The organism is Idiomarina piscisalsi, assembly GCF_002211765.1.
Classification (GTDB): domain Bacteria; phylum Pseudomonadota; class Gammaproteobacteria; order Enterobacterales; family Alteromonadaceae; genus Idiomarina; species Idiomarina piscisalsi_A.
The window spans coordinates 1,811,049-1,835,986 of the sequence record NZ_CP022133.1; the positions used below are offsets into that span (position 1 = coordinate 1,811,049).

The following is a 24,938-nucleotide window of genomic DNA, read 5'->3' on the forward strand; positions in this document are numbered from 1 at the left end:
GTAAGACAACTCAGATGAAAAGGTGCTTAATTTGCTTGTTGGAGCACGTTATTTGGCTGTTGTACAAGCGCAGCAAGCGCAATAACGCTTTCGGTCACGTCCGACACCGTGAGCACCGCTTTGCACTGTAAAAACTCTGCTTCAAACTCACTTGCCCGGTGCGGTAAGTAGCGGCTTATATACGATAATTCACTACGCACGGCATCGCTCAGGCAGGCATTCGAGCGAGAGCCACTGATATGGAACGCGAGAATGTCGCCATCATCATTTAAAAAATTCACGTACTCAGCCGCTTCGCTAAAGGTTTTGTAAGTGTTTAAGGAGCGCCCTATAACGGTCTCTTTACCGGGTAAGTGAGAGATCCGCAACACAACAATAGCGGGTAAATCTACTGGCTCATTTGTCCGTCTTAAATTATCCATTAGCTGCCGCTGCAACTGCCGACCGCCCAGCACTTTTTCGCTGTCACTCAGCCAGAAACCGGCGTCTTTAAAAGCCGTTGGCAACCCCTCGCTAAACGGCATAAGCCCGGCGACTTTAGGCAGCCACTTGGTGCCATCTTTATGAACAAATAGCGCATTCGATAATGCGTTACCGAACTGCTCTTCCAGGTTACTATCGTCACTTGGAACGACACTCACTTTAACCTCTGACTGCTCATTGAGTTGATACGGCTTCAGCTTTGACAGCGCCAGCTTATCGACTTTGACCTCATTAACCATTGGTAGCGCAAGTTTTTGCAGTTCTGCAAAAGTACTCATGCGATGCCGATCATAAGTCAGCGTTAGCGCATAAGCTTGCACTGGATAACCCGCCTGCTTCAATGCAAACAGAGAAGGCAACCAATCGTCTTCGTTGCTTAAGTCCGCTACCGGAATGAGGTATTCATGCCAACGCTTATTGAGCGGCAAACTTAACCGGAAAAAGCACAATTGACGGCGGCTTTGTTTACGTTCTAGTTTTAACGCATCGTGCTCTTGTCTAACCCAAGGCAATGCCATGAGTTGAGACAATGCGCTTGGGACATGTTTTTGCCAGCTGTTCAGTAGCGTTCGGTTCGCCTCGCTCGCCAGCACACAACACGTTAGCTTATTGTCAGGCAGTACCATTTTCAGCCCACTGTATGCATTTGCCCAGAGCGCTTCATAAGCACGGGCTTTTACTCGCTGTAAACTATGATCAATGTTGACTTTATAACGGTGTTTATACTGTTCAATAAGCTCGTCAATAAAGGTGCGAAACGCCTTATTGCTGTCAGTTTCTAATCGTTTGAGCCGCAAATACACGTATGGCTCGCTATTCTCGACAGCAACCACTCGATACTGAACGCAGGGGTCACTGCTCATAACGAAATTCTCTGAGAGGCCAGAAAAACAAACATCGAGCTGAGCGAACAGTAACGACTTTACTTGGTCGTCTGACTCCACCTTAAGCTGTAAACCATTGGTCGATATATCCACAGTGCTTGCATTGAACACTTGTCCGTCGGCCAAGGTAAAAGACACCGGCGACACAAAGTTCATTCGTTCTTCACGGCGTGCATAGGGGTGTCCGGCGATAAAGCTGTCCAGAGACGTTGCCGGCGCATTAGCAATACCGGTCTCATTGTATTGATTTTTCAATGCCAGAATTTGTTGTTTTGTATCTTCGGTGAAAACGCCTTTATACGCTTTAAGCCCCTGTTCAAACAGTTGCTGTGCGCGGTTGTGAAAATAATGCGTGCGGCCCTGAAAGGGATAAGGGAATACGTCATACGGGACTTTTTTACGTAAATCGACAACGCCTAATGCCGGTTTCGCCAATTCGGTAATCGCCATTTTCACTTTCAGCTTTTCAGGACCGCTGAGGTGCTTTGTTTTGCGCTTAAATACAGACTCAAACTGCGAGCGATGGTACTCTGTTTTTAACTCGTCAACGAGTGTCTGCAAGGCGGCATTGAGGGTCATTGTGGCTACGTTTGTCGTGGTTATTTAAGTTGTGGATACATTTTATTTACATTAACGCTAAGGGGTTGATCATGCAAACGCTTTTACTCGGCTACGGAGACATCGCGCAACGTACCGGACGTTTATTGGTTGCAGAAGGTCATCGTGTCACCGGACTTTGCCGCCACCCCGACAACAAGCCGGTTATTGACGGCGTGCAACTTGTTGCTGGTGACTATGATAACGAGCAGGACTTACGGCAGTTATTCGACACTCAATGGGATGCTGTTGTCGTTACTCTGACGCCTTCGAGCTCAGGCTCACAACGCTACCACGATGGCTACGTCGTGCCTTGTAGGCACTTGCAGCAAGTATTGGCACAAAGTGGGCAACAGCCTTACATTATTTATGTGTCCAGTACCGGTGTTTATGCTCAGGAAAATGGCGAGTGGATAGATGAAACCAGTGAAACAGCTCCGACGTCAGAGTCTGGCAAAGCGTTGTTACAGGCTGAGTCGTTAATTGGGTCATTGCCGACCCAAACCACGATATTGCGTTGCAGCGGTATTTACGGCAAAGGTCGGGACTATTTATTAAAACAACTGATTGCCGGCAACATGAGTTTACGTGACAGCTGGACGAATCGAATTCATCAAGACGATGTCGCTGGGTTTATTCATGCGTTATTAACCGATATTGAAAATCCACAGCCACTCTACCTTGTCAGTGATAATAAACCCGTTAAACAGTACGAAATGTATCAATGGTTAGCGCAGCAACTTAACGTCAGCATTACCTCTGATGTTGAACCCGGCCCGGGTCCCAGAGGCTCAAAGCGCTGTGACAATAGCCGCTTACAAAATGGCGGCTATAAACTTAAGTACCCGACGTTTGTTGAAGGCTACGAGGCCTTTATTGACAGTTGGTCGAAGTAATCGAGCATTCCCTCGGCGGCGGAGCGGCCTTCGGCAATTGCGGTAACAACCAAGTCAGCGCCGCGCACCATATCGCCGCCGGCAAAAATTTTGGGGTGACTGGTTTGCATAGCGAACTCTCGGTTAGAGTCGGTTAACACTGTGCCCCAGTCGCTCAGTTCAACATTATGCTTCTTCAGCCACTCAGGTGGGTTCGCCTGGTAACCAAAAGCAATGATCACCGCTGTTGCCGATAAAGAAAACTCAGAGCCTGAAACAGGCTCAGGTCGTCTGCGGCCGTCACTGTCAGGCTGTCCTAATGCGGTTTTCACCATTTTCACACCAGTAACCTGCCCAGATTCGCTGGCTTCTATTTCCACTGGCTGAACGTTATATAAAAACTCTCCGCCCTCTTCTTTGGCATTTTCCACCTCACGACGCGAGCCCGGCATATTGTTTTCGTCGCGTCGGTAAGCGCAAGTCACCGACGTTGCACCTTGCCTTATTGAGGTGCGTACACAGTCCATTGCGGTGTCACCACCGCCCAGCACCACCACTTGCTGTTCTTTAAGATCAATATGTGGGTACTGCGACATCGGTTGATGAGGCATGAGGGTTTGCGTATTGCCAATAAGAAACGGCAATGCCGGATACACGCCGTTATACTCTAGCCCTTTTAAGCCGCCATCCAGTGCTTTATAAGTACCTAACGCCAAAAACACCGCATCGTATTGATCCAGTAGCTCAGAAAACTCAATGTCTTCGCCAACCGTTACGCCCAACTTAAACTCGACGCCCATTTCGCTGAATATCTCGCGACGCAACTTCATGACCGATTTATCGAGCTTAAACGGTGGAATTCCATACGTCAGCAACCCGCCAATTTCAGGGTAACGGTCATACACCGTTGCAGTAACACCGTTACGAGCCAGTACATCGGCACAAGCCAAACCGGCAGGACCTGCACCTATAACAGCGACTCGCTCCACTCGTTGTGCAACCCCGCTTAGGTCGGGTCGCCAGCCGTTGGCAAAAGCCTCATCAACAATTTGCTTTTCAATGCTGCCGATAGTAACAGCACCGAAGCCATCGTTAAGTGTGCAAGCCCCTTCGCAGAGCCTATCTTGCGGGCATACACGACCACAGACCTCAGGCAGGCTATTGGTTTTATGCATAAGCTCTGCGGCTTCGGTTACCCGTCCCTGGTTCGCTAACTCCAGCCATTGTGGAATGTAGTTATGAACCGGACACTTCCATTCACAATACGGGTTGCCGCAGTCCAGACAGCGGTCTGCCTGCCCCTGCAACTGCACTCCCGACATGGGCTCATAAATTTCAGTAAACTCAATGCGACGCTCATCAGCGGCCTTTTTCGGCGGGTCGATTCGCTGAACGTCGAGAAATTGATACACATTTTTATTCATTACATCACCTGTACCCGAAGCTCAGCGGTAGAGCGTGCACGATGCCCCAGTAAATCGGACACATCCTGAGATTTAGGCTTCACAATACGGAAGCTTTTCAAGGTTTCGTCAAAAGACGCCAGTAATTGTCTGGAGTAGCTACTGCCGGTAGCTTCATGGTGTTCATGAATAAGCCCACGCAAATGCTCTTTAATAATGGAGGTTTCTATTTCTAACGCTTCAACCAGTTCATGATTTAAGCGGCGGTGTAAGTCTCCGTCCATGTCTCGCAAGTAGGCAAAACCGCCGGTCATACCTGCGCCAAAGTTGATGCCACAATCGCCTAATACCGCAACAATTCCGCCTGTCATGTACTCACAGCCATGATCACCAATAGACTCAACCACAGCAGTAGCGCCTGAATTACGCACCGCAAATCGCTCGCCGGCTCCACCTGCTGCGTATAGCTTGCCGCCGGTAGCGCCGTATAGGCAGGTATTCCCCATGATGGCGGCTTTATAACTTGGGTAATTCGCACTAAGCGGTTGCTTTAATACAATTTCACCGCCAGCCATGCCTTTCCCCACATAGTCGTTGGCATCGCCAGTCAACCTAAGTTTTAAGCCACCGGCGTTCCAGGCACCGAAGCTTTGACCAGCCGTACCTTTAAAGCTAAGAATAATGGGTGCAGTCGCCATGCCCTGATTACCATGCCATTTAGCAATATGCCCCGATAAACTGGCTGCAACAGAACGGTCATTATTTTTTATATCGAAAGACCACTTGCCCCCGGACTTATTGTCGACAGCTGACTGAGCCGCTGACAATATTTGCTGATTCAAGTCGCCTTTATCGAAAGGCTCGTTCTTTTCTGCGCAATGCAATGGGTATTCAGACTGAATGCCCGACGACGAAAGCAACATATTTAAGTCTACTGCTTGCTGACGTTTTGTTTCACCCGGTATGCGTTCCAGCAAATCTGTGCGTCCAATCACGTCCGTAAGCTCTTTTGCGCCCAAGTAAGACAGAATGTCGCGCACTTCTTCCGCCATAAACTCAAACAATCGAATAACTTTTTCCGGCAAGCCGGAGAAATGCTTCTTCCTGAGTAATTCGTCTTGCGTTGCAATACCGGTCGCACAATTATTTAAGTGGCAAATTCTTAAATACTTGCAGCCCAGAGCGACCATCGGCGCCGTACCGAAGCCAAAGCTTTCTGCTCCTAAAATCGCGGCTTTGACAATGTCTTTGCCAGTTTTTAAGCCGCCATCAACCTGCAGGCGTATTTTGTGTCTTAGCTTATTCGTCACCAGCGCCTCATGAACTTCCGCCAGACCTAACTCCCAGGGCGAGCCGGCATACTTTACTGACGTGAGTGGACTGGCACCGGTGCCTCCGTCATAGCCTGACACCGTAATAAGGTCCGCATAGGCTTTCGCTACGCCCGTAGCGATAGTGCCAATACCCGGCGTAGAAACCAGTTTTACCGATACTAACGCCTCAGGATTTACCTGTTTTAAGTCAAATATCAGCTGTGCAAGATCTTCAATTGAGTAAATATCGTGGTGCGGTGGCGGTGATATTAATGTCGTACCCGGTACCGCGTAACGCAATTGCGCAATTTCTGCCGTGACTTTTTCTCCGGGGAGCTGCCCGCCCTCTCCGGGTTTTGCGCCTTGTGCGACTTTTATTTGAATAACGTCAGCATTAACGAGGTAGTGCGGTGTCACTCCGAAGCGGCCTGACGCGACCTGTTTAATGCGCGAGTTCTTCTCGGTATTAAAGCGTTTAGGGTCTTCGCCCCCTTCTCCCGAGTTCGAGTGACCACCAATTCGATTCATCGCTATCGCCAATGCTTCATGGGCTTCTGAACTGAGTGCCCCAATAGACATCGCCGCGGTGTCAAAACGCTGGTATAAACGCTCTTTGGGCTCAACCTCATTGAGGTCAATAATAGGCGTATTTGGAAGCTTTAAATCCAACAAGTCGCGAATATGAGTCACTGGTCGTTCGTTCACATGCTTGGCGTAAACCTTATAAGCGCCTTCGCCTCCAGTATTAGCCGCTTCCTGTAAGGCCACCACTACATCAGGGTTATAAGCATGATACTCACTACCATGAACATACTTTAATAAGCCTCCCTGCGCTAAGGGTTTACGCTTTAACCAAGCTTTTTGGAAACGCTGCAGTAAGTCTTGCTGTATGTCGTCAAAACCGGTGCCGTTAATGCGCGCCGGCATATTGCAAAAAGACAGCTCTCTGACATCCTGATTAAGCCCAACGGCCTCAAAAAGCGATGCGCCGCGGTAGCCGGAGATTGTCGAAATGCCCATTTTCGAGAGTATTTTCAACAGCCCTTTATTCAGCCCTTTGCGGTAATTCAGTAGTGCTTCTCGGACGGGTAAGTCGACTTTTTGCTTTTCAACGAGCTGCTCGACCGTTTCGTACGCCAAAAATGGGTATATAGCCGTGGCACCCAGCCCCAGCAGAACCGCCATGTGATGTGAGTCACGCGCAGAAGCCGTTTCAATAATAATATTCGAGTCGCAACGCAGGTTCTCATTCACCAACGCCTGCTGAACCGCACCAACCGCCATTGGCGCTGGGATAGTGATATCGCCTTTTTCAAAGTGGCGATCGGTAAGAATGGCAATGACCACACTTTGCTGTCTAACTGCCTCAACCACTCTTTCAACAAGCTCATTGAGCGCCTGCTGTAACGATTTGTCCGCTGGATTAAACGCCAGTGAAAAATCCATACTGCGGTAATGTTTTTCGTCCAAGTCACGCAACTGCTTAACGTCGGTATACATTAAAATAGGCGACTCAAATACCACACGATCAGCATCGCCAGAGGCTTCATTAAATACGTTGTGTTCTCGACCAATGATGGTACTTAACGACATGACGTGGCGTTCGCGAATAGGGTCAATTGCCGGGTTGGTAACCTGCGCGAACTGCTGCCGGAAATAATCGTAAAGCAACCTTGGCTGTTTGGATAAAAAGGCTTGCGGCGTATCATCGCCCATTGAGCCAACCGCTTCCTGCGCATCTTTGGCAAGAACACTGATAACTTGCTGCAGTTCTTCTTCGGAATAGAGAAAGGCTTTGTGGAATACAGCCATGGTCTCGTCATCATAGAGTCGCTGGCCGATTTTGTCGGCATGACTATGCCCAAACGGCACTAAGTGGCGGCGGTTTTGCGACAACCATTGTTTATATGGATGACGCTTTTTAAGATCCGTTTCAATATCGTCGTTATACCAAATCTTCCCCGTATAGGTGTCGACCGCCATCATTTGGCCCGGACCTAAACGTCCTTTCTCTGTTACCTCTGCCTCATCGTAATCCCAAATGCCGACTTCGGACGCAATAGTGAGTATGCCGGATTCAGTGAGCACGTAACGCGCTGGGCGTAAGCCATTTCTGTCGAGACTGCAGGCAACATGCCGACCGTTGCTCAATACCACCCCCGCTGGGCCATCCCAAGGCTCCATATGCAGCGCGTTAAACTCATAGAATGCCCGCATCTCATCTGACATCGTCGCATCCCCCTGCCAAGCAGGCGGAATTAATAAGCGCATCGCGCGGAATAAATCCATACCACCAGCAAGCAGCAGTTCAAGCATATTGTCCAACGACGCTGAGTCTGAGCCACTCATGCCCACCAAGGGAACGGCGCGTTGTAGATCAGGTAATAATGGCGTGTGAAATTTGTAAGCCCGGGCACGCGCCCACTGACGGTTGCCTCGTATGGTATTAATTTCACCGTTGTGCGCCAGAAATCGAAACGGTTGAGCTAATGGCCACCGGGGCTCTGTATTGGTTGAAAAACGTTGGTGAAACACACAAATGGCAGTGGTCATACTCTCATTTGCCAAGTCATGGTAATAGCTGGCCAAATCCTTCGCCAATACCAGTCCTTTATAAACAATCACCAGACTCGATAAAGACGCTATGTATAGCTCATTGTTGTCTGTGTAGTGCTGCTCTATTCGGCGGCGCGCCATATAAAGGCGCCGCTCAAGATCTTTTTTTCGCCACCCCGGTGGTGCCGACACGATGACTTGTTCAATAGCGGGTTCTGACTGGGCGGCCTGCGTGCCCAAAATGGTCGGATCCGTTGGAACCTTGCGCCATCCATTGACGGTTAACGTTTCCTGTTTTAATTCTTCTTCAATAAGCTGTCGCGCGGCTTCCTTTTTGTCATGGCTTTTGCTGAAAAAAACCATGCCAACGGCAAATTTCTTACTAAGAGACCAGTCCTGAGATTTAGCGAAGTCTTTGAAAAACTGTTCCGGCAGTTGCAGTAACAACCCACAACCATCACCCGTTTTACCGTCCGAGCCAATGCCACCGCGATGCTGCATTCGGTCTAAACCATGCAAAGCAGTCGTTATTAAGTCATGCTTGGCCTGACCATTAATATTCGCTATCAAGCCAAAGCCACAGTTATCCCTTACGTCTGCATTTTGATACAGTCCCATGCACTAATCCTGAATAAATAATCATTAATTTTAGATTAGCATGCAGTTGTGAAGTTCGGTAGGAAGCTTGTTTATTATCGTTATAAACGAGTTGTATAAAGCAAAAAAGACCTCTAAATGAGGCCTTTGGGGTTATTTTAGTGTCGCAGCAAATGCCAACATTCTATCCAGCGGTACCATCGCTTTTTCTCCAAGCTCTGGATCGACATGAATTTCATGTTCTTTCCCACCCGTTTCAAGCGCCTGTTCAATCGCTTTAAGACCGTTCATCGCCATCCACGGACAATGCGCACAGCTTCGGCATGTTGCGCCATTACCGGCTGTTGGTGCCTCAATAAAGGTCTTGTTGGGTTGCAGTTGCTGCATTTTATAGAAAATGCCTTTATCCGTCGCAACAATAAAGGTGTAGTTAGGCAGTTCCTGGCTGGCTTTAATAAGCTGCGATGTTGAGCCTACGGCATCGGCCATTGCGACAATATTTTCAGGGGACTCTGGGTGCACTAAAATAGCCGCATCAGGGTGCAACGCCTTCATGTCTTTGAGTGCTTTGGCTTTAAATTCGTCATGCACAACACAGGCACCTTGCCATAACAGCATATCTGCGCCCGTTTCACGAGCAATATAGCCACCTAAATGCTTGTCAGGTGCCCATAAAATTTTCTCGCCTTTGGCATCTAAATGATCAACCAGCTCTAACGCCATGCTTGAGGTAACGACCCAGTCAGCTCGCGCTTTGACAGCAGCTGAGGTATTTGCATAAACCACAACCGTACGATCCGGATGCTGGTCACAAAATTCTGAGAACTTTTCCGGAGGGCAGCCTAAATCGAGTGAACACTCGGCATCTAACGTAGGCATTAACACCTGTTTATTCGGTGTCAGTATTTTCGCCGTCTCCCCCATGAAGCGAACACCGGCAACAATGAGCTTTTTCGCCGGATGGTCACGACCAAAGCGCGCCATTTCCAGCGAATCAGCAACACAACCGCCTGTCTCTTCAGCCAGTGCCTGAATGTCAGGGTCGGTGTAGTAATGTGCCACTAAAACCGCATCTTTCTCTTTAAGAAGCGCTTTAATGTGTTCAACCGTTTCCTGCTTTTCTTCAGGCGTCAACGGCTTAGGTTTTGGTGGAAACCGATAGTCAAGGTTATCCAGCGTTTGAATCTCAGTCATGGTATTACAGCTTATGTCCAAGTGTTCGTTATAACGTGGCGGCTAGTATAGTCGAATTCAAGAGGGGGTTGTAGTTAAGTTATCAGAAAGAAGAAGTGGTGGGTTGTGCAGGATTCGAACCTGCGACCAATTGATTAAAAGTCAACTGCTCTACCAACTGAGCTAACAACCCATAATTCTGATTTTTTTAGCATTAGCGAGTGGTGGGTTGTGCAGGATTCGAACCTGCGACCAATTGATTAAAAGTCAACTGCTCTACCAACTGAGCTAACAACCCAACGCTAATTATTCGTTACCAGTTCTGCTTGGCAACGGCGGCATAGTTTACTGAAATAACGCACTTATGCAACTTAAAATTGAAAAAAACTGTCTGACTGATTAATTCACGAACACATGTTGCGCTCGTGTTAGTTAATTCAGTCGTTGCTTGGCTAAATTTGCTTCAGTAGTATCCGGGTACTCACTAATAACTTGCTCATAATAACGCTTTGCATCAGCGGTATTACCTTGGTCATTTGCGATAGCACCAAGCTTCAATAAACAGTCACCACGCTTATTACTGTCAGGGTAGTCTTTTACTACCGTCATGAACTGTTGTTCAGCTTTACCATATTCTTGCTGAGCAAAGAAAAGCTGTCCAAGCCAGTAATGGGCGTTTGGCGCATAAGTAGAGTTAGGGAAGCTCTCCAAAAAGGACTGGAAAGCAGGAATGGCGGCGTCATAACGCTTATCTTCCAAAACCAACGCAATGGCTTTGTCGTAAGCATCATTTTCGCTCAAGCTTGCTGAATAACTGCTGCCATCAGTTTGCGTCGGTACCTGCTGCATATTGGAATAACCTGCGCCGGCATCATTACTCTGGCTATTGTTGTCCTTTAACTGATTAAAGCGACGATCAATTTCCTGATACAGCTCGCGCTGGCGTTGTAAAAGTTGTTCCAATTGATAGGCATGCTCTTCAGTTATCCCTCTTAATTCCGCGACATCTTGTTGAACGGAATTAAGCTGATCCATCATGTTAAGTTGTGCACTGGATCGAGCCTCAAGCATGCGCTCGATTTGATCCAGACGCTTTTCAACGTCACCTGAAGAAGAAAGACCCGAAACAGGCGCCTGGGCTAAAACAAGCCCAGGCACTAACAAACTGACAGCTAACAGCGTTTTTTTCATGAACTATCCGTCTAATTTGGGATTAGTACACTAAAACCGCACGACGGTTTTTCGCGTAGGCGCTTTCAGTTGACGCATCAACTAAAGGCTTTTCTTCACCGTAAGATACGGTTGAAGTTTGAGAGTCCTGAACGCCTAAGTTGTGCAAGTAGCTTTCAACCGCTTGTGCACGACGCTCGCCAAGGGCGATGTTGTACTCAGGCGTACCACGCTCATCAGCGTGACCTTCGATAACCACTTTCACAGACGGGTTCTTAACTAAGTAATCTGCGTGCGCAGCTAATAGCTCTGCGTATTCAGATTGTACGTTAGACTTATCGAAAGCAAAGTAAACAATGTGTTCTTTGCGCAATGCTTCCATTTTCTCTTGACGTTGCTCTTCAAGCGTTTTTTGACGCTCAGCCGCACCAACTTCAACACCAGAATCTTGTTCTGCTTGTTGATTCGTTTCCTGACCTGAGCCCATACCTGAATCGGTTTCCTGGTTTGAGCTACATGCGGCCAGAGTTGCCATTGGTACAACGATTGCCAGAGCTTTAAAAAGTTTATTAAGCTGCATCCTTTTCGTCCTTATCGTTTAATCGAACAATTCAACCATTCAGGCTATTTACATAAATGGCGACCAAGAGGGAGACTTAACTTCCCCATCAGACGCCGGTAACCGCGCTTTAAAACGTCCATCGGTTGATACCAATGCCAGTACTTGCTTGTTATTGTGCGTTGTACTGTATATCACCATACTACCATTCGGTGCGATACTTGGTGACTCATCCAAAGACGTTTTTGTTAAAACCTGCATTGTTCCTCGTGGGAACTCTTGCTTAGCTATATGATAGTTCCCTCTGGTACGGTTTACCAGAATCATGTCTTTACCAGACGGCGCTACCGTACCACCTAAGTTCTGCTCACCTTCAAACGTCAGTCGGCGAACTTGACCTGACGACAACTCTACATTGTAAAGCTGTGGTCTACCGCCACGCTCTGACGTAAATACTAGCGACTTTCCGTCAGGTGTCCAACTTGGTTCTGTATCAATCGTACGATTCCGCGTAACTCGTTGCAAGTTTTTCGTTTTTATATCGAAAACATAGAGTTCCGGGTTACCGTCCTTTGACAATACCATGGCCAATTTTGAGCCGTCTGGTGAGAACACAGGATTACCATTGATCCCCGGAAATGACGTCAATTTTTCACGACGAGTGGTGTAAATATCCTGCATGAATATCTCCGCCGTTTTATTCTCAAAGCTCACGTAGACCAGCTTGTTGCCGTCTGGTGACCATGACGGGGACATTAATGGCTCAGGGCTGCGCAATAAGATTTTTTCATTCGCACCGTCGTAGTCAGCAACTGCCAACTTATAAGGGTAACGGTCATCATGGTTAACAGTGACGTAGGCAATTTTTGTCATAAACGCGCCTTTTTCACCAGTCAGCGCTTCATAGACAACATCCGAAATTCGGTGCGAATAGCTACGAAATTGATCACCATCAATAACACTTGAACGAGAATCAAGCACATGGTCATTGCTTTGCACCAGTTCGCCATTACGGAGCATTTGGGCATTCCCCCCCGTAATTTGGCCGCGTAACACATCAATCAGTTCAAATTTAACCATGTAGCGGTCAACTGAATACGGTTCAACCGAACCGACTAATACGGCTTCAACCCCCATTTTGGCCCAGGCCGAATAGTCAATATCATCGTCTTTTGTCGGTCGCTGAGGCATAGCCGTTGTCGGAATAGGATTAAACCGACCACTGCGTCTTAAGTCAGCAGCAATAACGTCAGTTAGGTTACCAGGCGGTTGCCCTTCCCCTTTCCATTCAAAAGGAACCACAGCAATAGGTCGCGCCGTGTCGATACCTTCAGTAATGACAATTTCCAACACGCCGGCACGGGCGGAACTCATCACTACAAACAGTAAGGCTATGGCTTGAAGTACGATTTTTTTCATTGGTCACCCTAATTACAACTGTGGCTTAACAGTCAGTTTTATTGTACTCATCTGCTGATAAATTTCCGGGTCTTCAGACACCGGTAACGTATTGGCTTTCAATACCGCATTGCGAGCCGAACGGCACACACTGGCATCACCGCTTCCCGTATCAACCGACTTAACAAACCCGCTCGGCGCAACACTGATAGTTAACTCGCATGACTTCCCCTGCATGGAGTCATCGACGGTCCAGTTACGCTGAATAGTCTGTCTTATAAGCGCTTGATACTTTTCAATTTCACTCAGCACTTGTTGACGTCTTGCCGCCTGACGACGCGCACGTTCTTCTTCCATTTCTTTTTTCAATTGAGCTTCTCGTTCAGCGGCGCGACGCTCTGCTTCTTCGCGTTTGCGACGCTCTTCAGCTGCTCTTCGTTCAGCTTCTTCCGCCTCTTTTCTTCGACGTTCTGCCTCTTTGGCTGCTGCTTCTGCTTTTGCTCGCTCCTCCGCTAAGCGCTGTGCTTCTTTCTTAGCTTGTTCAGCTTCTTTGCGAGCTTGTGCCGCTTCCTGACGTTCAATTTCCTGCTGCCGCTCGATTTCCTTTTGACGCTGCTCTTCGCGTTCTCTTGCCTTACGAGCTTCCTCAGCTCGACGTTCTAGACGCTCAATTCGGCGTTGTTCAGCAGCCTCAGCTTCCGCTTTTTGACGTTGAATTCGCTCAACTTGCTCCTGAACTTTTGACTTATCGACCGAAACCGCACTGACAATTTCTTCCGAAGGCTCTAACTCACTTTGATTCAAATTCACTTCCATCGCTTCCGGAGTCGATGGGGTAAACTCAAAACTAATGAGCAACACACCGGCTATAACAGCGTGTATTGCTATCGAGTATATGAGCGGTAACGTTAAGCTCTCCGATTTATCCACAACTACTCTTCCGACGAATCTGTCATTAAACCAACTGACGGCACACCTGCTCGCTGCAGCAGAACCATGAGTTGTACAATTTGATTATAAGATACCGCACCATCGCCATTTACCATAACCGGCGTATCAGGCTCCACCTGTAAATGGGCTGCCACCAAGGTTGCAAGCTCGTCAGCCTGCATTGGTGTGTCTTGGCTATCCCCCTGGTTTAGGTAATAACGACCTTCGGCATCTACTGAAGCAACCAACGGCGGTTTACTGTCCTCTGACAGTGGCTCTGCCGTCGCTTTAGGTAAATCGACCTTTACGCCTTGAGTAATTAAGGGTGCCGTTACCATAAAAATAATAAGAAGAACGAGCATCACATCAATGTATGGCACCACGTTTATCTCAGCAACCGGCTTACGCCGTTTGCGCGGCATGACCATCATAGTGACTCACCTTCCGCTTTCTCTTTTGATGATTTTGCCAGTGCCTGACGCTGCAGTATAGAAGTGAACTCATCAATAAAGTTCATGTACTGACCATCTATTTTTTCCGCGCGTGTCGTAAAGCGGTTAAACGCAATCACCGCTGGTATCGCTGCAAATAAGCCCAAAGCGGTTGCGATAAGCGCTTCGGCGATACCCGGCGCAACCATAGCCAACGTTGCCTGTTGCACGGCACCTAATGCGATAAACGCGTTCATAATACCCCATACGGTACCGAAAAGGCCGATATAAGGGCTAATAGATCCAATGGTTGCCAGCGTTCCTAAATGGCTGTCAAGCTTCTCCATTTCTCTGGCGTGCGCAACGCGCATTGCACGGAAGGCACTTTCCAGCATAGATTGGTTGTTTCCACCTGTTTGATTTCGCAATCGGGCAAACTCTTTAAAGCCCGAATGAAACATCAGCTCCATGCCACGGGCATTTTTTGCGCGTGCTGAAATTTCTTGATACAAGCGCGCGAGATCGACCCCCGACCAAAAGCGATCTTCAAACTTTAATGCATCTTTTTGCGCCTGGTTGAGCACTTTTCGGCGTTGAAATATCAATACCCAGCCCCAGACTGACATGGCGAGTAAGATAACCATCACCAGCTTCACTAATAAGCTGGCTTGTAAAAATAAGTCAATAAAAGATAGCTCTGCTTGCACGCTCTAAACCTCTGTCTCAATACGCGATAAAATAGATGTCGGAATAGCTACAGGTTTCATTACCGAGTTATCAACACACGCAGCAGTTACAACTGCCGAGCAATGAACACTGCCATCTTTTCCCAAAACATTTTGTTTAAACATTAACGACGCTTTTTTCTTTTTTATAACGTCAACCGTTACGGTTAGCTCGTCGTTGAATCGAGCCGCTTTTTTTAAATCAAGCTCAACCTTACGCACTACAAAGGCTATATTGTGAGCTAACCAAGTGTCCTGTTCAATCCCTAAAGAGCGTAACCATTCTGTTCTGGCCCGCTCAAGGAATTTGAGATAATTGGCATAATAAACAATACCACCTGCATCGGTGTCCTCATAGTACACACGAATGGGCCATTCAAACTGATACTGAGACATTATCACCTCGGGTAAAGTTCTGAAAAGTTACGGTAATGTAATAATTCGTAAAGAAAGCGCCAAAAGTGTCGCTGGTTAAATTATCAACAGACTTTTTTTTATGACAGAACTGAAACATGAAAACAAAAAGCCACTGTTTTATATGGTATTTTTAATTTTGTTATAATTATGTTGCGCTTTTTTTGAGCAGCTTTACCTTACTGCGAATTAGTTTTTCTAATGCGATAAAGTAATTTTTCTTGTTTGATCAAGCGCATATAATACTTATAATACACCACATATCACAGACGAAGAGATTGGTTGTCACTTCTTCTTAGATTGTTCCCTGGATTTAACTTCCTTCTTGTTGTTCTATTTGCCCGTACTTTTGTGCGGGCTTTTTTTTGCCTATTTCTCAGGCTTCAATCCAAAGTGCTGGTATGCCCTGGGAGTTGCCAAACGACCTCTTGGCGTTCTTTGTAAAAACCCTTGTTGAATAAGGTAAGGTTCAAGCACATCTTCAATCGTGTCTTTTTCTTCACCTATTGCCGCTGCAAGATTATCAAGCCCCACAGGACCGCCCATAAACTTTTCCATAATCGCTAATAAAAGCTTACGGTCCATATAGTCAAAGCCGGCATGATCAACATCGACCATAGTTAATGCTGCATTTGCGGTTTCCTGATCAATTTCGCCGTTACCTTTAACTTCCGCGTAGTCACGCACCCGACGTAGCAGGCGATTAGCAATGCGTGGCGTTCCTCGCGAGCGTCGTGCAATTTCTTTGGCGCCGCCCTCTTTCATTGTCACGTTCATAAAATGGGCTGAACGCGACACAATATCGGTTAATTCTTCTACGTCATAAAACTCAAGCCGCTGCACAATACCAAAGCGATCGCGCAGTGGTGACGTCAACGCCCCAGCTCGAGTGGTCGCTCCCACCAACGTAAAAGGTGGTAAGTCGAGCTTAATTGACCGGGCTGCTGGCCCCTCACCAATCATTATATCCAGCTGATAGTCTTCCATTGCCGGGTACAAAATTTCTTCAACGACAGGGCTTAATCGGTGAATTTCATCAATAAAAAGAACATCATGCTCGTCTAAATTCGTCAACAATGCCGCTAAATCGCCAGCCTTTTCCAGAACGGGCCCTGACGTCGTCTTAATATTGACGTCCAGTTCATTAGCAACAATATTTGCCAGCGTAGTTTTTCCCAATCCCGGCGGACCAAAAATCAATAAATGGTCAAGCGCTTCCTGCCTTCTCCGAGCTGCCTCGATGAAAATCGCCATTTGTTCAACGACGTGTTTTTGACCCGTGTATTCATCTAGCTTTTTCGGGCGGATAGCACGATCAATGGCTTCGTCGTCACCCTGCACATCGGCTTCAACAATTCGGTCAGTTGGAATATGGTCGGCTTCTATCATCGCTTTACCTTAAGACAGCTCTTTTAATGCCAGTCGTATCAGAACTTCACTACTATGTTCAGCAGAGTACACTTTCTGAATGGCTTTTTCAGCTTGATTTTCTTTATAACCAAGAGCTACCAAAGCACTCACCGCATCGGCTCTGGTATCAGCTGGATGAATACGAGCGTCAACGCCTTTATTATCAACCGGCATCGCATCCGTAGCGGGTGTTGCAGAAGCCCAGTCTTTCAGTCGGTCACGCATTTCAATCACTAACCGCTCGGCGGTTTTCTTACCAACGCCCGGCAGTTTCACCAACCGACTGACATCATTCTGGTTCACGGCAAAGACAAACTCCTCTGCAGACATCCCCGATAAAATGCCAAGTGCCAGCTTTGGGCCCACCCCTTGCGTTTTTATCAGCAGTCGAAATAGCGAGCGTTCTGAGTTCGAGTTAAAGCCATACAATAGTTGAGCGTCTTCCCGAACCACAAAATGCGTCACCAGTGTCACCGGCTCGCCTGTGGCTGGCAGATCGTAAAAACAGGTCATGGGTAACTGGACTTCATAGCCGACGCCATTTACATCGACCAACACTTCTGGTGGTTGTTTGGCTAGCAGCGTGCCCCGAATTTGTCCTATCACAAGAGTCCTCTCCCTATAAAATTAACGTAGCCGACCACGAACGGTTTTCTTCGCTGCGCCTGACATTTTCAGCAAACTTTCCGCGCTTTGCGCATGACATAGTGCAACGGCGAGTGCATCTGCAGCGTCCGCCTGGGGTGTTTTCTGTAAGTTGAGTAGCGCAACCACCATGTGCTGTACTTGTTCTTTTTCTGCGCCGCCATTACCGACAACGGCTTGTTTTATTTGTCTCGCTGAGTACTCCGCCACCGGCAGTCCTGCCCTTGCAGCCGCTACTATTGCAGCGCCTCGCGCTTGCCCTAACTTCAGTGCTGAATCAGGGTTTTTCGCCATAAACACTTGTTCAATAGCAAATTCGGTGGGGCTAAACTGAGTGATTAATTCACTGACACTGTCATGAATCAAGCGTAACTTATCGGCAAGCGACAGCGGCTTTGTCGGCGAGCCTGTCGCGCGGATGCAACCACTGCCTAAATAATGAAATTTACGACCATGCTTTTGAATAACGCCATATCCAGTTAACCGTGAGCCTGGGTCAATACCTAATATGACGCTCATAAGTCCTTAATTGTCCAACTTAGCCAATACATCATCAGAAATATCAGCGTTATGATAAGCGTTCTGAACGTCGTCTAAGTCTTCCAGCGCATCCAGCAGCTTTAAAAACGAACGTGCACTGTCTTCGTCCAAATCGATTTTGGTGTCAGGTACCTGTGTGACTTCCGCGTTGGACGCTTGCAGTCCTTTAGCGTCTAACGCATCTTTTACGGGACCAAAGTTCTCCGGTGACGTCATAACATCGAGGCCGCTGCCCGGGTATTTTACGATGTCCTCCGCTCCGGCCTCCAGTGCAGGCTCCATTACATCCTCTTCGGTCACGTCGGTACCATAGCTAATAACACCCATTTTGTTAAACAGGTAAGCCACCGAGCCGTCGGTGCCTAAATTACCGCCGTGCTTGCTAAACGCATAGCGTACTTCAGACACCGTCCGATTTTTGTTGTCTGTCATGCACTCCAGCAAAATGGCAACGCCGTTAGGACCATAACCTTCGTAGGTTAGCTCCTCAACATTGTCTCCTTCCATTTCACCGGTGCCACGTTTGATAGCTGTATCAATGGTGTCGCGCTTCATATTATTCGAGAGCGCTTTATCAATCGCGGCCCGCAAACGTGGGTTGGTCTCAGGATCGCCACCGCCTTCACGGGCGGCGACATTAATTTCGCGAATCAATTTTGTGAAAATTTTGCCGCGCTTCGCATCCTGCGCGGCCTTTCGGTGTTTTATGTTCGACCACTTCGAGTGACCTGCCATGTTTCACCCCACAAAGTTTAATCGTTGAATGTGCTTATTCTTTGTCTTCGACGGTGCTCTTCACGCCAAGTTCATTCAGCGCCTCTGGGTTTGCTAATCCAGGAGCATCTGTGAGTACACAAGCTGCGGTAGTCGTTTTCGGGAATGCAATCACGTCACGAATGGAGCTTGCTCCCACCATCAACATCACCAACCGATCTAACCCGAAAGCCAGGCCTGCGTGTGGAGGCGTACCGTACTTAAGCGCCTCAAGCAAGAAGCCAAACTTCTCTTGTGCTTCGTCTTTGCCAATACCCAGAACTTCGAATACCGCCTGCTGCATTTCGTTATCGAAAATACGCGTCGAGCCACCGCCCACTTCAACACCATTTAGAACCATGTCGTAAGCATTAGACAGTGCCTTTGCCGGGTTCGCCCGAAGTTCATCCGGTGTTACATTGACCGGTGCTGTAAACGGATGGTGCAAGGCCGCCAATGAGCCATCATCGTCTTCTTCAAACATTGGGAAGTCAACAACCCATAACGGTTTCCACTGGTCACTGACCAAACCAAATTCTTCACCTAGCTTCAAACGCAATGCGCCCATTGCTTCAGCAACCGTATTCGCTTTGTCTGAGCCAAAGAACAGAATGTCACCCGTCTCAGCTTCGGTGCGCTCAAGAATTGCGTTTAACGCATCGTCCGGAAGGAACTTAAGAATGGGTGATTGCAGTCCATCACGACCTTGAGACAAATCGTTTACTTTTATCCAGGCAAGGCCTTTCGCGCCGTAAATACCCACGAAGTTGGTGTATTCATCAATCATCTTACGCGACACATTTTCCGCCTGACCCGGCAGACGAATAACAGCAACGCGTCCTTTTTCGTCGTTCGCCGGCCCGGAGAACACTTTAAATTCGACGTCTTTCAATAAGTCAGCAACGTCAACCAGCTCAAGCGGATTACGTAAATCAGGCTTATCTGAGCCGTAGCGCTTCATCGCTTCATGCCACGTCATGCTCGGAAAGTCACCCAAATCAATACCCAGTAAACTATCAAATAACTCTCGGGTCATTTTTTCGGTGACTTCCATGACTTGCTCAGCGGTCATGAACGAGGTTTCGATATCGATTTGAGTAAATTCAGGTTGACGGTCAGCGCGCAGATCTTCGTCGCGGAAACACTTTACGATTTGGTAGTAGCGATCAAAGCCTGACATCATCAGTAGCTGTTTAAATAGCTGTGGGCTTTGTGGCAACGCGAAGAAACGCCCTTTATGTGTGCGGCTTGGTACTAAATAGTCGCGCGCGCCTTCAGGTGTCGCACGTGTCAGCATTGGCGTTTCAATATCTAAGAAACCGTTGTCGTCCAGAAAACGTCTGACGGCGCTAGTGACTTTCGCACGGAACTGAAGCTTTTCGTTCATCTGCGGACGACGTAAGTCCAAATAGCGATAGCGCAGGCGTGCTTCTTCACTGACCTGGCTGTTAAAGTCGATAGGTAACGGCTCAGAGCGGCTTAAAATATTGAGCTCGGATGCCAGCAATTCGACCTCGCCGGTTTTCATGTTAGCGTTAACCTGGCTTTCAGGGCGACGATTTACTGTGCCAGTAATTTGCACACAAAACTCTTGACGTAACTTTTCAGCTTGCTCAAACAGTGCTTGTTGATCGGGGTCGAAAACGACCTGAATTACACCTTCTCTGTCACGTAAGTCAATGAAAATTAAGCCACCTAAGTCACGGCGTTTATTGACCCAGCCACATAAAGTCACTTGTTGTTCTGCGAGTCCTGCGTTTACTTGTCCACAATAATGCGTGCGCATGTACTTTTCCTACTACCGACGAATTCGTTAAAAGTGAAGCGCTACATTATAGCTAACTAAGGCTGAATGTCATCCGTCGGTACTGGCTAAGCGCACATCATTTTTGCCAGCGGCTTTGGCAGCATACATAGCTTTATCGGCGGAACGCAGCAACGTGTCTACATCGGTGCCATGGGTGGGGTACATTGCAACACCAATAGAGACACTAGCTTCCAACTGCTGCCTTTTTACCTTATAAGGCTTGGCTAACTGCACAACTAATTTGCGAGCAACCGCGAGAGCCGAACCAACAGCAATAGCCGTCGGCAAAATAACCACGAACTCATCACCGCCGTGACGACAGACCGTATCGGAGCGCCGCAATAGCGTTTTCATGCGTTGAGCCGCTTGAACGAGTAACTCGTCCCCATAATTATGGCCAAAATCATCATTGATTTGCTTAAAGCCATCAAGATCTAAAAACAATACCGAAAATGGCTTTTGCGTTCTTTCGCTCTGACGTAGCGACTGTTCGAGACGATCCTGCATTAAATTTCTGTTCGGCAGCCCCGTCAGTTCGTCGTGGGTGGCAATATGACGAATATGACGCTCAGCCGCTTTACGGGCTTTAATTTCTTTACGAAGACGGCTGTTCCATATACCAAAGCTAAGAATAACTAAAAGCACAACAGAGCCTATTTTCATTCCCAACTCAAGCAGCTCTTCGTCACTCCACCCCTGCTCTAGTTCATACCCATACCATTTGCGTTTTAACGCGTCTCGCTGCTGTGGTGTTAGTGAATTAATACCTCGGTTCAGTAAAGTCACCAGCGGCTGCCAGTCATCACGCACCGCAAGGTATAAGGCGTTACCCTGAGTCGAATCCAGCACCGACAGCTTCGACCCAGGTAACGGATATTCCTGAAGTTCATCAACTAAAATAGGCAAGCTATCGACATAAGAATCCACCATGCGGTTACGCAGTCGGTCAATACCTTCATCAATATCGGACACACTAACCACTTCAATGCGCCCGGTATCAACCAGCTGAGACTCTATGCTGTAACCTTCAACAACAGCAACTCGCTGACCGTGTAATTCGCTTATTCTCACGCTACTGCCTGACCGCATGGTTGAATCCAGCGTCAGTGCTGCCCAGGGCATTGACCAGTAACTTTGGGTAAAGTCCATGCTCTGGTTACGCTCAACGGAATAGGACACGCTGGTTAAAATATCAATTTCTTTGTTAGAAATGGCATCTAAACACTCTTGCCACTGACCGCACGGCGTCCAGACTAATTCGACGTCCATCGTCGCGGTAAATTGCTTAAGTAAGTCAACGTCGAGCCCTGCGGCACCATCTTCGGTTTGATAAATAAGCGGTTGCAACTGGTTTGGTACACCAACCCGAATGGTTGGGTGTTGCTCTAACCATGTATCAGGCGCATAAGCATAGGTGGGCACAGGCATTAGTATCCAAAGCGACACAGCCAAGCTTATCACGGAACAAAAATACAGTGTTTTATGCCAAATACGGGTTAACAACAGTTTCCTCCAACTAAGACGCCGATATATTAATCAAAACGCGGCTGTCCGTCAGCTCTAATTATCGGTAAAATACTCGATATGTTTACTTTATTTATCAAGTTGCCCTATGAGCCAACACGACACTATTTTTTCTAAACCTCTGCCGAGTGTGTCTGACTTTTGCTTTGACCAGCAAGTTGTTGAAGTGTTTCCCGATATGATTAATCGGTCCGTTCCCGGCTATTCAAGTATTTTACAAACCTTGCCGCAGTTGGTTCGCCGTTACGCCCAAAACAATACCCATCTGTACGATTTGGGCTGTTCATTGGGTGCAGCCACACTGGCTATGCGAAAAGGCTGTGAACACCTGGACAACTGTAACATGATTGCCGTTGATAATTCCGAACCGATGATTGAGCGCGCCGGTTTGCATTTAGGTGGCTTTAAGAGTCAGGTTCCCGTTGAGCTGCGCTGCGAAGACATTAACGAAACGCGCATTGAAAACGCATCGGTCGTGGTGTTGAACTTTACCTTGCAATTTATCCCACCAGAAAAACGCGAGGCCATGATACAACGCATTTATGATGGTATGACTGACGGTGGTGTTTTACTCATTGCAGAGAAGTTCCGCCATACCGACGACACTATGAACGATGTGCTGATTGATTTGCACCACGACTTTAAGCGAGCTAATGGTTACAGCGAGCTGGAAATTAGTCAAAAGCGAGCGGCTATCGAAAATGTCATGAAAGTTGATACTCTGGAAGCGCATGAGCAGCGTTTTCAAAAGATCGGCTTTGAACATCACACGGTATGGTTTCAATGCTTCAACTTCGCGGCCATGCTAGCGGTTAAATAAAGGATGACCAATAACCAATGATTGACTTTAGCAACGACCTAAAAGCGCTTATCAGTAGTCCTCACAAGCAGTGGCTGGATACACTGGCACCGCAGCTGACCGCCTTTAATAACAACCCCCATGGCAATTTAAAACGCTGGCAACGCGTGGTTGAACAGCTGCCCCGGCTCGATACGGAAAAGGGACACTTAAGTGACACCGTAACGGTTGGATCTCCTGAAGAAGCCTCAGATTCCGATCGAGCCCGCATAACAGGGCTATTGCAACAATTGCAGCCCTGGCGCAAAGGCCCTTTTGATCTGTTTGGTGTCTTCATTGATACCGAGTGGCGTTCAGACTGGAAATGGCAGCGGGTACAACCGCATATCGATGACTTAAGCGGTAAGCAAGTGTTAGATGTTGGCTGCGGCAGTGGCTACCACCTATGGCGTATGCTGGAAGCGGGTGCTGAACAAGTTTGGGGAATTGACCCGGGCGAATTGTTTTTAATGCAGTTCCAGGCTATTCGCAACATGATGCCGGCAAAATACCAGGAAAAAGCGCATTTCTTCCCAGTCGGGATTGAACATATGCCAGAGCTTAAAAGCTTCGATACGGTATTCAGCATGGGCGTTTTGTATCATCGCCGCTCGCCACTGGCCTTTTTGCAAGAACTTAAATCGTTGCTAAAACCCGGTGGTCAGCTCGTGTTGGAAACCATTGTTGTCGAAGGCGACGAAACCACCGTGATGTTACCCGGCGAGCGATATGCACAAATGCGCAACGTTTGGTTTTTACCCAGTGCAAAAGCCTTGTCGGTTTGGCTTGAACGATTGGGCTTTAAAGATATTTCCATTGTTGACCACAACACGACGTCACTTGAAGAACAACGTCGTACGAAGTGGATGACGGGTGAGTCTTTAGCAGACTTTTTGGATGCTAAGAACCCGGATTTAACGGTGGAAGGTTATAAAGCGCCTATTCGGGCCGTATTAACAGCCCGAGTTTAACGCTTTTTATCATTTAAGCGCCCTTTAGCGACTTAATATACTGCTTCATGTCGCTACCCAGCTCCGGGTGGCGCATGGCATGCTCAATGAAAGCTTGCGCATAACCAAGCTTATTACCACAGTCATGGCTTTTACCTTTCATGTAATAAGCATTTACCGACTGCTTTTCAAGCAACATTGCCATTGCGTCCGTTAGCTGTATTTCATTACCTGCTCCCACTGGCGTTTTCTCCAGTAGAGGCCATAAGTCAGCAGAGAATACATAACGGCCCACTACGGCAAGATCCGATGGCGCCTCTTCTTTAGACGGTTTTTCAACCAGTTGAGTAATAGGCGCTTGCTCACCCGGCTTTAATTCCTCGCCGCCAATGTCCGCAATACCATATTTACTGACGTCTTCCTGAGGTACTTTCTCAACCATCACCTGCGAGTGACCGGTTTCATCAAAGTTTTTCACCATTTCCGCTAAGTTATCGCGGTTTAAACTGCAGCTGGCTTCGTCCACTAATACATCTGGCAATACTACGGCGAATGGCTCGTTGCCAACGAGTGGCTGTGCACATAACACGGCGTGACCTAAACCTTTTGCCTGACCCTGACGCACATGCATAATGGTGGTGTTTTTCGGACAAATCGCCTGAACTTCAGCTAACAATTGTCGCTTAACACGCTGTTCAAGCGTGGTTTCCAGCTCGAAACTGGTATCAAAATGGTTCTCAATCGAGTTCTTACTCGAATGTGTGACCAAAATCACATCGGTAAGGCCGGCTGCCGCGCACTCTTCGACAATATATTGAATAAGGGGTCTGTCGACCAGTGGTAACATTTCCTTTGGAATGGCTTTGGTTGCCGGTAACATCCGTGTTCCCAGACCGGCGACCGGTATTACAACTTTTCTGACCATAGCAGCTGTCCTTACAATTAATTCATTCGAAAAAGAGG

21 protein-coding genes and 2 tRNA genes are annotated in these 24,938 nt (G+C 47.7%); 3 read left to right on the forward strand and 20 right to left on the reverse strand.

The window, feature by feature from the left end; translation table 11 throughout:
- Positions 1-26: 26 nt before the first annotated feature.
- Positions 27-1,946, reverse strand: coding sequence for a PilZ domain-containing protein (locus tag CEW91_RS08765; RefSeq protein WP_088768603.1), 1,920 nt, complete (start codon positions 1,944-1,946; stop codon positions 27-29).
- Positions 1,947-2,017: 71 nt separating this feature from the next.
- Between CEW91_RS08765 and CEW91_RS08770 the strand changes: the two genes are divergently transcribed.
- A complete protein-coding gene (locus CEW91_RS08770; protein WP_088768604.1) occupies positions 2,018-2,860 on the forward strand; it encodes an SDR family oxidoreductase in 843 nt (280 codons plus the stop codon).
- Here the strand turns inward: CEW91_RS08770 and CEW91_RS08775 are convergent.
- The 18 genes from CEW91_RS08775 to CEW91_RS08860 all read right to left on the reverse strand — a co-directional run bounded on the left by CEW91_RS08775 (position 2,827) and on the right by CEW91_RS08860 (position 22,091).
- The gene (locus CEW91_RS08775) at positions 2,827-4,263 is read right to left on the reverse strand and encodes an FAD-dependent oxidoreductase (protein WP_088768605.1); all 1,437 of its coding nucleotides are present in this window, start codon (positions 4,261-4,263) and stop codon (positions 2,827-2,829) included. The genes CEW91_RS08770 and CEW91_RS08775 overlap by 34 nt on opposite strands.
- Complete coding sequence (gene gltB, locus CEW91_RS08780) at positions 4,263-8,729, reverse strand: glutamate synthase large subunit (RefSeq protein ID WP_088768606.1); 4,467 nt, start codon at positions 8,727-8,729, stop codon at positions 4,263-4,265. Before gltB ends, CEW91_RS08775 begins: the two co-directional genes overlap by 1 nt.
- A 132-nt stretch (positions 8,730-8,861) precedes the next feature.
- Entirely contained in the window at positions 8,862-9,902 is a 1,041-nt protein-coding gene (gene nadA / locus CEW91_RS08785; RefSeq protein ID WP_088768607.1) for a quinolinate synthase NadA, read from the reverse strand.
- Between the two features lie 96 nt (positions 9,903-9,998).
- Positions 9,999-10,074: transfer RNA gene (locus tag CEW91_RS08790), tRNA-Lys, on the reverse strand.
- A gap of 29 nt (positions 10,075-10,103) precedes the next feature.
- Positions 10,104-10,179, reverse strand: a tRNA-Lys gene (locus CEW91_RS08795).
- A gap of 134 nt (positions 10,180-10,313) precedes the next feature.
- Positions 10,314-11,072 carry a tol-pal system protein YbgF gene (gene ybgF / locus CEW91_RS08800; protein ID WP_088768608.1) on the reverse strand — a complete coding sequence of 253 codons (759 nt, stop codon included), beginning with the start codon at positions 11,070-11,072 and terminating at the stop codon, positions 10,314-10,316.
- Positions 11,073-11,094: 22 nt separating this feature from the next.
- A complete protein-coding gene (pal, locus tag CEW91_RS08805; protein ID WP_088768609.1) occupies positions 11,095-11,631 on the reverse strand; it encodes a peptidoglycan-associated lipoprotein Pal in 537 nt (178 codons plus the stop codon).
- Positions 11,632-11,679: 48 nt separating this feature from the next.
- Positions 11,680-13,029 carry a Tol-Pal system beta propeller repeat protein TolB gene (tolB, locus tag CEW91_RS08810; protein WP_088768610.1) on the reverse strand — a complete coding sequence of 450 codons (1,350 nt, stop codon included), beginning with the start codon at positions 13,027-13,029 and terminating at the stop codon, positions 11,680-11,682.
- 12 nt (positions 13,030-13,041) lie between these two features.
- Complete coding sequence (tolA, locus tag CEW91_RS08815; protein WP_232506947.1) at positions 13,042-13,938, reverse strand: cell envelope integrity protein TolA; 897 nt, start codon at positions 13,936-13,938, stop codon at positions 13,042-13,044.
- A 2-nt stretch (positions 13,939-13,940) separates the two neighbouring features.
- Positions 13,941-14,369, reverse strand: coding sequence for a protein TolR (gene tolR / locus CEW91_RS08820; RefSeq protein ID WP_053952916.1), 429 nt, complete (start codon positions 14,367-14,369; stop codon positions 13,941-13,943).
- Positions 14,366-15,076 (reverse strand): protein TolQ, encoded by a 711-nt coding sequence (gene tolQ / locus CEW91_RS08825; RefSeq protein WP_088768611.1) that lies wholly within the window; start codon positions 15,074-15,076, stop codon positions 14,366-14,368. Before tolQ ends, tolR begins: the two co-directional genes overlap by 4 nt.
- Before the next feature lie 3 nt (positions 15,077-15,079).
- On the reverse strand, positions 15,080-15,490 hold the full coding sequence (ybgC, locus tag CEW91_RS08830; protein WP_088768612.1) for a tol-pal system-associated acyl-CoA thioesterase: 411 nt from the start codon (positions 15,488-15,490) through the stop codon (positions 15,080-15,082).
- Between the two features lie 387 nt (positions 15,491-15,877).
- Positions 15,878-16,897 carry a Holliday junction branch migration DNA helicase RuvB gene (gene ruvB, locus CEW91_RS08835; protein ID WP_088768613.1) on the reverse strand — a complete coding sequence of 340 codons (1,020 nt, stop codon included), beginning with the start codon at positions 16,895-16,897 and terminating at the stop codon, positions 15,878-15,880.
- Positions 16,898-16,906: 9 nt separating this feature from the next.
- Complete coding sequence (gene ruvA, locus CEW91_RS08840) at positions 16,907-17,524, reverse strand: Holliday junction branch migration protein RuvA (RefSeq protein ID WP_088768614.1); 618 nt, start codon at positions 17,522-17,524, stop codon at positions 16,907-16,909.
- 21 nt (positions 17,525-17,545) lie between these two features.
- Positions 17,546-18,082 carry a crossover junction endodeoxyribonuclease RuvC gene (gene ruvC, locus CEW91_RS08845; protein ID WP_088768615.1) on the reverse strand — a complete coding sequence of 179 codons (537 nt, stop codon included), beginning with the start codon at positions 18,080-18,082 and terminating at the stop codon, positions 17,546-17,548.
- Positions 18,083-18,088: 6 nt separating this feature from the next.
- On the reverse strand, positions 18,089-18,838 hold the full coding sequence (locus tag CEW91_RS08850; RefSeq protein ID WP_088768616.1) for a YebC/PmpR family DNA-binding transcriptional regulator: 750 nt from the start codon (positions 18,836-18,838) through the stop codon (positions 18,089-18,091).
- A 34-nt stretch (positions 18,839-18,872) separates the two neighbouring features.
- Positions 18,873-20,642, reverse strand: coding sequence for an aspartate--tRNA ligase (gene aspS, locus CEW91_RS08855; protein ID WP_088768617.1), 1,770 nt, complete (start codon positions 20,640-20,642; stop codon positions 18,873-18,875).
- Positions 20,643-20,711: 69 nt separating this feature from the next.
- Positions 20,712-22,091 carry a diguanylate cyclase domain-containing protein gene (locus CEW91_RS08860; protein WP_088768618.1) on the reverse strand — a complete coding sequence of 460 codons (1,380 nt, stop codon included), beginning with the start codon at positions 22,089-22,091 and terminating at the stop codon, positions 20,712-20,714.
- A gap of 184 nt (positions 22,092-22,275) precedes the next feature.
- Here CEW91_RS08860 and cmoA point away from each other — a divergent pair, with 184 nt between their 5' ends.
- Complete coding sequence (cmoA, locus tag CEW91_RS08865) at positions 22,276-23,007, forward strand: carboxy-S-adenosyl-L-methionine synthase CmoA (RefSeq protein ID WP_088768619.1); 732 nt, start codon at positions 22,276-22,278, stop codon at positions 23,005-23,007.
- A 17-nt stretch (positions 23,008-23,024) separates the two neighbouring features.
- Positions 23,025-23,996: a tRNA 5-methoxyuridine(34)/uridine 5-oxyacetic acid(34) synthase CmoB gene (gene cmoB, locus CEW91_RS08870; protein ID WP_088768620.1), complete on the forward strand. Its 972-nt coding sequence runs from the start codon at positions 23,025-23,027 to the stop codon at positions 23,994-23,996.
- Between the two features lie 13 nt (positions 23,997-24,009).
- On the opposite strand, the gene galU is transcribed toward cmoB, so the two are convergent.
- A complete protein-coding gene (galU, locus tag CEW91_RS08875; protein ID WP_088768621.1) occupies positions 24,010-24,900 on the reverse strand; it encodes a UTP--glucose-1-phosphate uridylyltransferase GalU in 891 nt (296 codons plus the stop codon).
- Positions 24,901-24,938 lie beyond the last annotated feature (38 nt).

Excerpts from the sequence above, each read along its gene's own strand:
- cmoA (WP_088768619.1), top strand. The coding sequence starts at position 22,276 with ATGAGCCAACACGACACTATTTTTTCTAAACCTCTGCCGAGTGTGTCT.
- galU (WP_088768621.1), bottom strand. The coding sequence starts at position 24,900 with ATGGTCAGAAAAGTTGTAATACCGGTCGCCGGTCTGGGAACACGGATG.
- CEW91_RS08775 (WP_088768605.1), bottom strand. The coding sequence starts at position 4,263 with ATGAATAAAAATGTGTATCAATTTCTCGACGTTCAGCGAATCGACCCG.
- ruvC (WP_088768615.1), bottom strand. The coding sequence starts at position 18,082 with ATGAGCGTCATATTAGGTATTGACCCAGGCTCACGGTTAACTGGATAT.
- ybgC (WP_088768612.1), bottom strand. The coding sequence starts at position 15,490 with ATGTCTCAGTATCAGTTTGAATGGCCCATTCGTGTGTACTATGAGGAC.
- ruvB (WP_088768613.1), bottom strand. The coding sequence starts at position 16,897 with ATGATAGAAGCCGACCATATTCCAACTGACCGAATTGTTGAAGCCGAT.
- tolB (WP_088768610.1), bottom strand. The coding sequence starts at position 13,029 with ATGAAAAAAATCGTACTTCAAGCCATAGCCTTACTGTTTGTAGTGATG.
- CEW91_RS08860 (WP_088768618.1), bottom strand. The coding sequence starts at position 22,091 with ATGCCTGTGCCCACCTATGCTTATGCGCCTGATACATGGTTAGAGCAA.
- aspS (WP_088768617.1), bottom strand. The coding sequence starts at position 20,642 with ATGCGCACGCATTATTGTGGACAAGTAAACGCAGGACTCGCAGAACAA.
- nadA (WP_088768607.1), bottom strand. The coding sequence starts at position 9,902 with ATGACTGAGATTCAAACGCTGGATAACCTTGACTATCGGTTTCCACCA.
- tolR (WP_053952916.1), bottom strand. The coding sequence starts at position 14,369 with ATGATGGTCATGCCGCGCAAACGGCGTAAGCCGGTTGCTGAGATAAAC.
- gltB (WP_088768606.1), bottom strand. The coding sequence starts at position 8,729 with ATGGGACTGTATCAAAATGCAGACGTAAGGGATAACTGTGGCTTTGGC.
- ybgF (WP_088768608.1), bottom strand. The coding sequence starts at position 11,072 with ATGAAAAAAACGCTGTTAGCTGTCAGTTTGTTAGTGCCTGGGCTTGTT.
- CEW91_RS08765 (WP_088768603.1), bottom strand. The coding sequence starts at position 1,946 with ATGACCCTCAATGCCGCCTTGCAGACACTCGTTGACGAGTTAAAAACA.
- CEW91_RS08770 (WP_088768604.1), top strand. The coding sequence starts at position 2,018 with ATGCAAACGCTTTTACTCGGCTACGGAGACATCGCGCAACGTACCGGA.
- CEW91_RS08850 (WP_088768616.1), bottom strand. The coding sequence starts at position 18,838 with ATGGCAGGTCACTCGAAGTGGTCGAACATAAAACACCGAAAGGCCGCG.
- pal (WP_088768609.1), bottom strand. The coding sequence starts at position 11,631 with ATGCAGCTTAATAAACTTTTTAAAGCTCTGGCAATCGTTGTACCAATG.
- cmoB (WP_088768620.1), top strand. The coding sequence starts at position 23,025 with ATGATTGACTTTAGCAACGACCTAAAAGCGCTTATCAGTAGTCCTCAC.